The sequence below is a fragment of the Flavobacterium sp. ZB4R12 genome (assembly GCF_048276375.1).
Lineage (GTDB): Bacteria > Bacteroidota > Bacteroidia > Flavobacteriales > Flavobacteriaceae > Flavobacterium > Flavobacterium gawalongense.
Genome location: NZ_JBLNKS010000016.1, coordinates 13535 through 26045, shown reverse-complemented (window position 1 = coordinate 26045; position 12511 = coordinate 13535). Strand labels below are relative to the sequence as shown.

Sequence of the window (12511 nt, the reverse complement as noted above, 5' to 3'; positions counted from 1 at the left end):
TTGCAAATCCATTTTGGCTGAATTATTGCTAAGCAAAACAAGTCTTTAATTAAATCCTGTCTGAATGAAACTTCACATTTTGTTTTGACGGGATTTTCTGTTTATTATTTATTAATATTGTAAAAATGGGCTTTTGAATGGCATTGTATTATTAAAATTAAGCATTATTTTATATCTTTCATGAAGTTTTTATTGTTTAAAGAACAGTGTAAATCAATTATATAACACATAAAAACAAAAAGCTTAAAATAAATTTTATGCCTAAAAATAAAATCTTAATCCTATTTTCCCATCCACTATTCGAAAAATCACATGCGAATAAAGCCTTGGTGGAAAATATTCCCGATTCAGAGAACATTACTTTTCATGATTTGTATGAGGAATATCCGGATTTTGATATTGATGTAAAACACGAGCAGGTTTTGTTAAGCCAACACGACATTATCATTTGGCATCATCCTATGTATTGGTATAGTTGTCCGCCATTGATGAAACAGTGGATTGATATGGTATTGGAACACAACTGGGCTTATGGAAAAAAAGGTAAGGCTTTGCAAGATAAAATTATTTTTCAGGTAATTACTACAGGTGGCAACAAGGAAAATTATTGCGAAACCGGTAGTGATCGCTATAGTATTCTTGAATTACTGGAACCCTTTAACCAAACAGCAAAAGTGTGCAATATGACCTATTTACCCCCTTTTGTAATACATGGAACACATAATATGACCAAAGAAGATTATGAAAAAAACGGCTTGATTTATGGTTATTTTCTCGACTATTTAGAAAATAATGATTTAGATACGGATGAAATTTTGCAATACCATTATTTAAATGAATGGTTTGCTACAATAAAAACATAACATGGATACGAATTTTCTACTTCAGGCAATTATTTATTTGACAGCAGCCGTAATTTGTGTGCCTATTGCTAAAAAATTAGGGCTGAGCTCCATTTTAGGCTATTTATTAGCTGGAATAATTATTGGACCTTATGTTCTTGGTTTTATTGGCCAGGAAGGACAGGATATCATGCATTTTGCCGAATTTGGTGTTGTAATGATGTTGTTTTTGATTGGCTTGGAATTGGAACCGAGTAAGTTTTGGAAAATGCGGAAATTCATTCTGGGAATGGGTTCTTTACAATTGGTTGGAACAACCCTCATTCTGTTTCTTGGATGCCTTTTTTTCATGGACTGGAAATGGGAAACCACATTAGCCATTTCGCTGGCACTGGCATTATCTTCTACTGCCATTGTATTACAAACCTTAAAAGAAAAAGGATTATCAAATACGTCAGTGGGACGTTCCTCATTTGCGGTTTTACTTTTTCAGGATATTGCGGTAATCCCAATTTTAGCCTTTTTACCTCTTTTGTCAACGGTAAATCTTGAGGCAACAAATGATGCACCACAATCATTAATTACAGGTTATGCCAGCTGGTTGCAAACGGTAATTGTACTTGGAATTATTTCGATAATCTATTTTGCCGGTCGCTTTTTATTTGTTCCATTATTGCATATTATCGCAAAAACTCGGTTGCAGGAATTGTTTACCGCTTCAGCATTGTTATTGGTAGTTGCTGTTTCTTATTTAATGCATTTGATTGGATTAAGTCCTGCGCTAGGTGCTTTTATGGCTGGGGTGGTACTTGCCAACTCTGAATTTCGTCATGAATTAGAAGGTGATATTGCACCATTTAAAGGGTTACTTTTAGGTTTATTCTTTCTGGGTGTCGGTGCATCGATAAATTTCCAATTGATTATGGACAATCCATTATTTATTTTTGTTTTTGGAGCGATTCTAACTTTAGTGAAATTTATAGTTCTATTTATGACCAGTAGATTTTATAAAAAGAAAATAGATCAAAATCTACTATTTGCTTTTAGTTTGAGTCAAGCTGGTGAATTTGGTTTTGTGATTATGAGTTTTTGTATACAATTAAATATTATACCTAATATTTTAGCCAATCAAATTATGGCAGTGATCGCCATGAGTATGGTTGCGACTCCTTTTCTGCTACTAATAAATGAGCGAATAATTTATCCCAACACCAGAATTCAGGAAAAAGAAATAAAAAAAGACAATGATTATATTGACGAGGATAATCCCGTTATCATAGCTGGTTTTGGGCATTTTGGAAGTACAGTTGGCCGTTTATTGAGAGCTAATCAAATAAAATCAACTATTCTGGATTATGATTCAGACCGAATCGATTTATTACGAAAAATGGGTTTCAAGGTCTATTATGGGGATGCAACCCGATTAGAGTTATTGAAAGCTGCTGGTTGTGAGAATGCGAAAATTTTTATTGCTGCCATAGATAATCCAACAGTAAATCTTCAAGTAATTGAAACCTTAAAAAAACATTTCCCAAATTTAAAAATCTTAACCCGTGCCCGAAATCGAAATGATGCCTATGAATTAATCGATCATAAAGTCGAACATATTTACAGAGAAACTTTATACAGTGCCGTTAATATGGGTGTTGATGCATTGGTAGAATTAGGACTTCGAAAATATACGGCAACCAGACAAGGACAGCAATTTATAAAATACGATGAAATCACAACACGTAAATTAGCCGAAAAACGCCACGATAAAATGGCGTATCTGATTACCATTAAAGAAGAGATTGAATTGCAGGAACAGTTATTAAAGAGTGATATTTATTCTCAAGTTGCAGCAACCAATCACAGTTGGGACAGCCAGCATTTGAAAAACAATTTATCTGACTTATCTGAATTGCCAGACTAATTCAGTTTACACCAATAAAAAAGGCATAATTAACACCCTAAAACGGAAATTAATTATGCCTTTTTTTATGATGGACAAAAAACTATCTTGAATAATTTGGAGCTTCTTTCGTTATCGTAACATTATGCGGATGACTTTCGTTGATTCCGCTTGCGGTAATACGAACAAAACGTCCTGTTTCCTGTAAAGTTGGAATATCTTTTGAACCACAATAGCCCATTCCGGCACGAAGACCGCCAATGAATTGTTGCATGCTTTCATTCAATTCCCCTTTGTAAGGTACACGACCTACAATTCCTTCTGGAACTAGTTTCTTCACATCATCTTCCACATCTTGGAAATAACGATCTTTAGATCCTTCTTGCATCGCTTCAACAGAACCCATTCCTCGGTATGATTTGAATTTTCTTCCTTCGAAAATAATGGTTTCCCCAGGAGATTCCATTGTTCCGGCCAGTAATGAACCTAACATCACACAATCCGCGCCTGCAGCTATAGCTTTAGGGATATCACCTGTGTAACGAATTCCACCATCAGCAATTACTGGAACTCCAGTACCTTTTATAGCTGCTGCTACTTCAAGTACCGCAGAAAATTGAGGAAAACCAACACCCGCAACTATACGAGTAGTACAAATAGAACCTGGTCCAATTCCTACTTTCACACCATCGGCACCATTTTCAACAAGATATTTAGCTGCTTCAGGAGTGGCAATATTACCAACAATAACGTCTAATTCCGGGAATTTAGCTTTAACTAATTTTAGTACATCTACAACTCCTTTTGTATGTCCGTGAGCGGTATCGATTATAACTGCATCTACTCCAGCATTAACCAAAGCAGTAGCTCTTTCAACAGCATCTGCAGTTACACCTAATGCAGCCGCTACACGTAAACGTCCGTATTTGTCTTTATTTGCATTTGGTTTTTGAGTCAGTTTAGTAATATCTCTAAACGTAATTAAACCAACTAATTTATAATCCGCATTTACTACTGGAAGCTTTTCGATTTTATATCCTTGCAAAACTACTTCGGCTTGTTCCAGTGAAGTACCTTCGGCAACTGTTACCAAGTTCTCACTTGTCATTACCTCAATGATAGGTCTGGCATTATTTTTTTCGAAACGTAAATCTCTATTGGTAACAATACCCTTAAGTTTTTTATTTTCATCAACAATTGGAATACCACCAATTCCAAATTCTTTCATCGCGTTTTTAGCATCAGCAACTGTAGAAGTCAATGGTAAGGTAACCGGATCTATAATCATTCCTGACTCGGCACGCTTTACTTTACGTACTTTAGCAGCTTGCTGCTCAATCGTCATGTTTTTATGTAAAACACCAATCCCTCCCTCTTGTGCCATAGCAATTGCCATTGCACTTTCGGTAACGGTATCCATAGCTGCAGATACAATAGGAACGTTAAGTGTTATGTTTCTTGAAAATTTTGATTGGATACTCACTTCACGTGGAAGCACATTTGAGTAGTTGGGAACTAATAGTACATCATCGTAAGTTAATCCTTCACCGATAATCTTAGAATTGTGTGCGATCATTGCAATTTGTAGTTGTAGTTAAATTGCGTGCAAATATAGACAATCTTAAGCGAAAAAACGACTGCTTTTTACAATATAATGATTAAATTGCATTTCATTGATTATTTCGACACCTATAACTAAGCCTGATTCTTCGCAACTCATAAAATCCTGGCTTTTTTGATATGACAGAACCTCAACAACAAATAAAAGGGCTTTCAGGTGATGAAGTTTTGCAATCAAGAGCAAAATACGCCCCTAATTCCTTAGCACATCAGGATAAAAATACGTTCTTAACTTCTTTAATTGAAATGGTTAAAGAACCTATGTTTTTGAAAACCAAAATGGAACTAGAATCATTGCTGCCAAAGATGCTCCGGAAGCTTTAATTGCATGCTCTAATTTATCCGAAAAAGAAACACAACAAATCCTTGCCGCAATGACAACTATGGCTAAAAAAGGATTTCGCGTTCTAGGTGTTGGCGTAACTGAATTTTCAGGGTCAGATTATCCAAAAAAACAACAAGATTTTTCATTTCATTTTAAAGGATTAGTTGCATTTTATGATCCTCTAAAAGAGAACATAAAAACTGTATTTGAAACATTTTATAAAGCTGGCATCCAGGTAAAAATAGTTACGGGTGATAATGCCGAGACAACTGCCACAATCGCTAAACAAATTGGTTTTCAAAACGCTGAAAAAACACTGACTGGAGATGAATTAATGGCAATGGATGGCATCACGCTAAAAGAAAAAGTCATGGAAACCACCATCTTTACGAGAATGTTTCCTGAGGCCAAACTCAAAATCATAAAAGCCCTGAAAGATAACAATCAAATAGTAGCCATGACGGGCGATGGCGTAAATGACGGATCCGCTTTAAAATCAGCTCACATAGGAATTGCCATGGGTAAAAAGGGAACTGAAATTGCTAAACAAGCTGCCAATCTTATTCTTATTGATGATGATTTTTCTAAAATGATTGATGCCATTGCTATAGGGAGAAAAATATATAACAATCTAAAAAAAGCCATACAATACATTATTTCCATACACATCCCAATCATAATGATCGTGTTTATTCCCTTGGCATTGGGATGGATTTATCCAAATATTTTTTCGCCGGTTCACGTAATTTTCCTTGAAATAATTATGGGCCCAACCTGTTCCATAATTTACGAAAATGAACCTGTGGAGCGCAATTTGATGTTGCTCAAACCAAGACCTTTTACCAATACTTTTTTCAACCTGAAAGAAATTGCCATTAGTATTATTCAGGGTCTTGTAATCACAATGGGGCTTTTATTTGTCTATCGTTTTTGTGTGGCTGATAATTGCTCGGAAAGTATAACAAGAACTACCGTTTTCCTTACATTGATAGCTTCCAATATTTTTCTGACACTCACCAATCGTTCTTTTTATTACTCCATATTTACCCCTTTAGGCTATAAAAACAATTTAGTTCTAATGATAATTGGAATAACCATTCTGATCACGGCTTTATTGCTGTTTGTTCCTCTGTTCGCTCATTTTTTTGAGTTCGAAAGGGTTTCGGGTTTCCAAATAGGTTTGAGCATTTTAGTGGGATTTGTTTCGGTACTTTGGATAGAAATTTACAAATGGTTAAAGAGAAAAAAGAATCCGTAAAACTCAGCAAACAAAAAAACAGACAATCCGCAATTAGGCTTTAATAAGGCTCGTCACTGTCTTTAAAAATAACGTTAAGTCCAAATTGAAAAGAAAGACTATTGGCTTTTGCCAAATCATGATATTCTAACAGATTATCCGCAAGAACGTACAAATTGAGTTTTCCAAGTTGTGCAGACAATCCCAATCCAATGTTTTTATACGAATAGGAATCTAAAGTATAGGTCGCTTTCATTTGTAAATTATTGAAAATATTCCTTCTGTAATACGTTGTAAAAGCCATAAAAGGCGTTCTTGGGGTTGACATAATAAATAATTGAGCGCCAACAGCATTTCTATATCCAGAATCAGTGCCGTCACAATTACAATCTTTACTTCTTGAATCATCAAATGAATATTGAATAGACGAATTAAACTTGGCGGGACGCCAGGTCGTGTATTTAGTATATAATGTATCCAATGGAATAGCATCTTTAAATTCCTGATATACATTTCCTGCCGCATTCCCATTTGTGAATTTAGGATTTATCCCGTCGTATTTATAATACCCTTTAAACGTAAAAGTCTCTACATCTTTAGTATGCCTTATAAATCCAACATCAACAAGACTTGCTGTAAACTGAATATTTTTTTTGGGATAATAGGTAAGTCCTGCATCAAAACCAAGCCCTAAATCACCTCCAAAAAAGACTTTTTGTTTAATATCTCTTACTACATCTCCTGAATAATCTTCATCGATATATTTTGAAATTCCAGAAGTATTAAGTTCTAAATTCGAAGAAATAACTTGCTCGTAAATTCCATTAGTAGAAGGAATGGTATAAATATATCCAGAATTTTTAGTCGAAGTAGCATTAAAAGCGCTGGAATAAATTTTTCCTCGAAGTCCCACAATTAAGTTATTCTTTATGTTTTTATGATATCCGATATGAAGAACCGAAAGCATTTCAACTTTTACATTTAAATCTCCCAAATTAAACACTTTTCCTAAATAATCTCTATTCCCGTCCAAAGCAAGTATAGCTAAATCTTTAGGCATATAACTCAGAAAATCAAATTCCTGATACATTCCAAAGGAAATATATGAGTTACTTTGCCAATCGCCAACTTTGAAGCCTCCGTTGAATAATTCTATTTGTTCGTTTATTGTAGCTTTATCTTTTCTGGTAGTGGAGAATACAACATTTCGCAATTTTACATTAAAATCCACTCCGCCATTGGCAAATAAATCATAGGCCGAAAAACCGCTGGAACCTACATTAGCAGAAATACCCGATAATAAAGGAATTCCAAAATACCATTTGTACTTCACATCAGAACCTGGATTAGTCATTAAAGACTGAGGCACTGAAGTGAAATTATATAAAATTTGTTTGTTTTGAGAAATACATTCAACCGATACAAATAGAACAAAAAGCAAGATTATTTTTTTCATTCTACAACTAAATAAGCGGTTACACCTGAACGTAATTTTAAACTCCCGGTACTGCTCTCACTTAATATCGGACCAGGAAGCATCTTAAGAATGAAAGCAATTTTAGTGGTTCTTTTCAACAAATCAAGTTTAGCATTTGCAAACACATCGGTTTTAGTGACCAAATTTTCAACGCCAGTATAGGCAGGTATAGCAAAATTAGTAGAATAAAGAGCCTGATTATTTTTGTCCAGATAGACTAGATCTAAAGTATAGGCCCTATTTATAGTATTATTGATTTCAAAAAAGAAATCAGCTCTTACTAAATTGTCTTTAAAAAAAGCATCATTAAAGATGTCAATCGTTGGGGTGTCAACAGTTACAACTTGTTCTACACCATTAGTCACAAATTGATTTGCGGGAACATCAAAATGAGCCAAATTTGAAACAAAAACAGGTTCTAATTTTAAATCATTGACCTGATTAAAGTCAAGATCACTTGTACATGAAAAGAAAAACAGTACCGGAATTAGTATTCCTAAAATCCTATGAAAAACCAGTGGTCTCATTTTATTATTTGTTAAAATCAATCTCATACTTACTAAACTACGAACGCATCAAAGTTCTTATTATTATTATTATTTGTCAATATTGTAAAAATCTAAAATAGATCTTTTTCTAATGAAATTCTCCAAATAATTTAGAAGCCTCATTATAAGCACTTTCAAAACTCATCGGGCTTGTATTTGTATTTTCTTTTTGTGAAGTGAAATAGGACAATAATTTCTCTGTTGGCATATTTCCTGTTAAATTATCAGTTGCCATTGGGCATCCGCCAAAACCTTGAATGGCTCCATCAAAACGACGGCAACCCGCTTTGTAGGCTGCATCTATTTTCTCAAACCATTTATTAGGTGTGGTATGAAGATGAGCGCCAAATTCTATTTCGGGATATTTTGGAATTAAATTCGAAAATAAATAGGAGATTACATCCGGTGTTGAACTTCCCACTGTATCCGAAAGCGATAGGATTTTCACTCCCATATCGGATAATTTTTGAGTCCACTCGCCTACTATTTCTGTATTCCAAGGATCTCCATACGGATTACCAAAACCCATAGAAAGATACGCCACCACTTCTTTATTACTTTTATCGGCAATTTCTAGAATTTCTTGTAACGTGATTAATGATTCCGCTATTGTTTTGTGAGTATTCCGCATTTGGAAATTCTCAGAAATTGAAAACGGAAAACCTAAATAGTGTATTTCAGGGTGAACAGAAGCTAATATTGCCCCTTGTGTATTGGCTATTATTGCAAGAAGTTTACTTCTGGTTTGAGATAAATCAAGTTGCGCCAGAACTTCGGCAGTATCCTGCATTTGCGGAATCGCTTTTGGAGAGACAAAACTCCCAAAATCTATGGTGTCAAATCCTACGCGCAATAAAGATTGTATATAAGATACCTTTCTTTCAGTAGGAATAAATTGCTTAATACCTTGCATGGCATCGCGTGGACATTCTATAATTTTTATTGGCTCCATAGAAAACCAAAGATAGGAAAACAATTATGAATTTTAAATTATGAATTTTAAATTTCAGTAAATTAACATTATTACGTATTTTGGTAATAATTATAAATATTACATAATTTGGTAATATTAAAAGCCTACAATCGCTCTAAAATCTTCTTGTTGATTGCTTTTACCAAAGCTGGTCCTTCGTAAATAAAACCGGTGTACAATTGCACTAAACACGCTCCAGCTTCTAATTTTTCAATTGCATCGTCAGCGGAATGGATTCCTCCTACTCCAATAATAGGAAAGGCTTTTTTGCTTTTTTCAGATAAAAATCGGATCACTTCAGTAGAACGTTTTGCTAATGGTTTTCCTGACAAACCTCCCATTTCTATTTTGTTTTCGGATTGTAATCCTTCGCGTGAAATGGTTGTATTGGTAGCAATAACTCCTGCAATTTTGGTTTCTTTTACGATATCTATAATATCCAGTAACTGCTCATCGGTTAAATCAGGGGCAATTTTCAGGAGAATTGGTTTTTGTTTTGGCTTTGCCAAATTCTTATTTTGCAATGTTTGCAACAATTGTGTCAATGGTTCTTTGTCTTGCAAAGCACGAAGATTGGGCGTGTTTGGGGAACTCACATTCACCACAAAATAATCAACATAGTCATACAAAGCATCAAAACAAATTTCGTAATCTGATGTTGCTTCTTCGTTTGGCGTTAGTTTGTTTTTTCCAATATTTCCGCCAATTAAAACATCTTTGTTATTTTTTAATCGTTCTACGGCTTCCTGAACTCCGCCATTATTGAACCCCATTCTGTTGATAATCGCGCTATCTTCTTTAAGACGGAACAAACGCTTTTTAGGGTTTCCTTCTTGTCCTTTTGGCGTAAGCGTTCCTATTTCGATAAAACCAAAACCAAAATTGGACAATTCTTTATACAACTTGGCATCTTTATCAAAACCAGCGGCTAAACCCACGGGATTTTTAAATTTCAATCCAAAAACTTCGGTTTCTAATCTTGGGTCATTTACCTCGTAAAGCGATTTAAAAACAAATGAAAATCCTGGGATTTTAGACAAGAAACGAATCAATGAAAAAGTAAAATAATGAACCTTTTCTGGATCAAAACAAAAAAGTATCGGGCGAATAAGTAATTTATACATGGTTATTGTGTTGGTGGTGCAAAAATAGAACTATCTATTCGATAATTAAATATTTGGAAAATAATTTTATAAATCATTTTCATTTATTGGAAACAAGCATTAATTGTGCAAACCTTAATTTAAACTTTCATTTAAAAAAGTATGCAATTTCTTCGTTTATTATGTTAAGTATTTGATTATATCTTTGGCTTTTTGCTTATTAATTTCAGCTACTTATTAATAGATACAAAGAAAAGACAAACTCATCTAAGTAAAATCATTTTCTAAATAAACTGTATATTTGTGTCTCATTAAAAAACACTTTATGCAACATATTATTGACCGTTTCATTGGTTATGTAACTATAGATACAGAATCTGATCCCAACTCAGAAACTACACCAAGCACTAAAAAACAATGGAATTTAGCCAACAAACTGGTTGAGGAATTAAAAGCCATTGGATTGCAAGACGTAACAATAGATAACAAAGCCTATATTATGGCTACTTTGCCTAGTAATGTGACTCATGAAGTGCCTACCATCGGATTTATTTCGCACTTTGATACTTCCCCAGATTTTAGCGGTGCTAATGTAAAACCTCAAATTGTTCCTAATTATGATGGTAAAGACATTGTATTAAATGCCGATAAAAACATTGTATTATCACCAAGCTATTTTAAAGATTTGTTGTTGTATAAAGGACAGACTTTGATAACCACTGACGGAACAACATTGCTGGGTGCTGATGATAAAGCCGGAATTACTGAGATTGTTACCGCAATGGAATTCCTTGTCAACAATCCCGAAATCAAGCACGGAAAAATCAGAGTTGGTTTTACACCTGATGAAGAAATTGGTCGTGGCGCACATCATTTTGATATAGCTAAATTTGGAGCGGATTGGGCGTATACCATGGATGGCAGTCAAATAGGCGAATTGGAATATGAAAATTTTAATGCGGCTGGCGCCAAAATTACTTTCAAAGGAAAAAGCGTGCATCCTGGTTATGCCAAAGGAAAAATGATCAATTCTATGTTGATTGCTAATGATTTTATCAATGAATTACCAATTGATGAGACACCCGAAAGAACAAAAGGATACAAAGGTTTTTTTCACGTACATCATTTAACCGGAAGTATCGAAGAAACGGTTTTGGAACTTATCATTCGCGATCATAACAAGAAAAAATTTGAGAAACGTAAAGAATTAATCGAGAAAATCACCCGAAAAATCAATAAAAAATTCGCGAAACAATTTGGCGAAGATATTGTTATTACCGAAATAAAAGACCAATATTACAATATGAAAGAAAAGGTTTTACCTGTAAAACATATTGTGGATATTGCAGAAAAGGCTATGAGAGAATTGGATATAAAACCACTTATAAAAGCTATTCGTGGCGGAACTGACGGTTCTCAATTATCGTATAAAGGGTTACCTTGCCCAAATATTTTTGCTGGCGGGCATAATTTCCACGGAAAATATGAATATGTTCCTGTAGAAAGCATGCAAAAAGCAGTTAGCGTAATTGTAAAAATTGCCGAATTGACTGCAGCGGGTGATTTCACTAAAACGGAAGAAATAGCTAAAAATAAAAAATAGTTGGAGCCCCTAAAAACCAATACACATACCTGGGATAAAGTCAATAGTTGGTCAGAAGAATTAGAATTGCTGAAATCAATTATTGCTAAAACAGAACTGATCGAAACCACGAAATGGGGCGGTTACGTTTATGTCCTCAATGATAAAAATGTACTTGGAGTCGGAGGATTCAAAAATTATTTTACGATTTGGTTTTTTAATGGCGTTTTCCTGAAAGATGAAAAACAGGTTTTGGTTAATGCACAAGAAGGTGTTACTAAATCATTCCGACAATGGCGCTTTTCATCAAAAGAAGAAGTCAATGAAGCGGCAGTATTAGATTATATTCATGAAGCGATTGAAAATGAAAAACAAGGAAAACATCTTAAACCTGAAAAAGGAAAAATTATAGTTTCTGAACTTTTCCAAAAAGAATTAGATGCTGATCCGAATTTAGCAAAAGCATTTCTAAAATTCTCGCCTTACAAACAAAAGGAATTCTTGGAATATATAGAAACCGCAAAACGAGAAGAAACCAAACGGTCCAGAATCGAAAAAATAAAACCAATGATACTTGAAAACATTGGCTTAAATGACAAATACCGATAAAATCAAGTCCCATTTCTGAAGCATCAGGTTGGGATTTTTTTTATTCAACCCATAGACTACACTCCCGTATACTCTCGCCATCACTTCCTAATATGCTATATGAAATTCATTTTCAAAAACGCTCCTTAAAGCTTTTGAAAAAGAAACATGCCAATTTAAACTCCCATCCCAGATACTATTTATCGCAAATTAGAAAGTTTTTTTTTGCGAACTATACTAAAAACCAACGTATTAAATCACTATATTTACTTATAGGCACTTAACAATTTATTAATACCTGAACAACTTTTGGTTTAATTGG

The 12511-nt window shown here is 34.2% G+C and carries 11 protein-coding genes; 6 read left to right on the top strand and 5 right to left on the bottom strand.

Going from position 1 to position 12511, the window contains the following annotated elements; all coding sequences use genetic code 11:
• The first annotated feature begins 257 nt into the window (after positions 1–257).
• Together ACNO7W_RS12520 and ACNO7W_RS12515 are read left to right on the top strand one after the other, a co-directional pair.
• Complete coding sequence (locus ACNO7W_RS12520; protein WP_143388735.1) at positions 258–863, top strand: NAD(P)H-dependent oxidoreductase; 606 nt, start codon at positions 258–260, stop codon at positions 861–863.
• A gap of 1 nt (position 864) precedes the next feature.
• On the top strand, positions 865–2757 hold the full coding sequence (locus ACNO7W_RS12515; protein ID WP_417938393.1) for a monovalent cation:proton antiporter-2 (CPA2) family protein: 1893 nt from the start codon (positions 865–867) through the stop codon (positions 2755–2757).
• A gap of 82 nt (positions 2758–2839) precedes the next feature.
• On the opposite strand, the gene guaB is transcribed toward ACNO7W_RS12515, so the two are convergent.
• Entirely contained in the window at positions 2840–4312 is a 1473-nt protein-coding gene (gene guaB / locus ACNO7W_RS12510; RefSeq protein ID WP_143388737.1) for an IMP dehydrogenase, read from the bottom strand.
• A 164-nt stretch (positions 4313–4476) separates the two neighbouring features.
• Between guaB and ACNO7W_RS12505 the strand changes: the two genes are divergently transcribed.
• Both ACNO7W_RS12505 and ACNO7W_RS12500 read left to right on the top strand, forming a co-directional pair.
• Entirely contained in the window at positions 4477–4680 is a 204-nt protein-coding gene (locus ACNO7W_RS12505) for a cation-transporting P-type ATPase (protein ID WP_417938392.1), read from the top strand.
• 50 nt (positions 4681–4730) lie between these two features.
• The gene (locus ACNO7W_RS12500) at positions 4731–5939 is read left to right on the top strand and encodes an HAD-IC family P-type ATPase (RefSeq protein ID WP_417938391.1); all 1209 of its coding nucleotides are present in this window, start codon (positions 4731–4733) and stop codon (positions 5937–5939) included.
• A 40-nt stretch (positions 5940–5979) separates the two neighbouring features.
• Here the strand turns inward: ACNO7W_RS12500 and ACNO7W_RS12495 are convergent, their stop codons facing one another.
• From ACNO7W_RS12495 to ACNO7W_RS12480, 4 genes are all read right to left on the bottom strand, one after another.
• On the bottom strand, positions 5980–7374 hold the full coding sequence (locus tag ACNO7W_RS12495) for a DUF5723 family protein (RefSeq protein WP_417938390.1): 1395 nt from the start codon (positions 7372–7374) through the stop codon (positions 5980–5982).
• On the bottom strand, positions 7371–7922 hold the full coding sequence (locus ACNO7W_RS12490) for a hypothetical protein (RefSeq protein WP_143388740.1): 552 nt from the start codon (positions 7920–7922) through the stop codon (positions 7371–7373). The genes ACNO7W_RS12495 and ACNO7W_RS12490 overlap by 4 nt, the downstream gene beginning before the upstream one ends.
• A gap of 109 nt (positions 7923–8031) precedes the next feature.
• The gene (locus ACNO7W_RS12485; protein ID WP_417938389.1) at positions 8032–8895 is read right to left on the bottom strand and encodes a hydroxymethylglutaryl-CoA lyase; all 864 of its coding nucleotides are present in this window, start codon (positions 8893–8895) and stop codon (positions 8032–8034) included.
• A gap of 125 nt (positions 8896–9020) precedes the next feature.
• A complete protein-coding gene (locus ACNO7W_RS12480) occupies positions 9021–10040 on the bottom strand; it encodes a quinone-dependent dihydroorotate dehydrogenase (protein WP_417938388.1) in 1020 nt (339 codons plus the stop codon).
• A 304-nt stretch (positions 10041–10344) separates the two neighbouring features.
• Between ACNO7W_RS12480 and pepT the strand changes: the two genes are divergently transcribed.
• Together pepT and ACNO7W_RS12470 are read left to right on the top strand one after the other, a co-directional pair.
• On the top strand, positions 10345–11622 hold the full coding sequence (gene pepT / locus ACNO7W_RS12475; protein ID WP_417938387.1) for a peptidase T: 1278 nt from the start codon (positions 10345–10347) through the stop codon (positions 11620–11622).
• Positions 11623–12210, top strand: a complete 588-nt coding sequence (locus ACNO7W_RS12470; protein WP_417938386.1) for a YdeI/OmpD-associated family protein — start codon at positions 11623–11625, stop codon at positions 12208–12210.
• Positions 12211–12511: the final 301 nt, after the last annotated feature.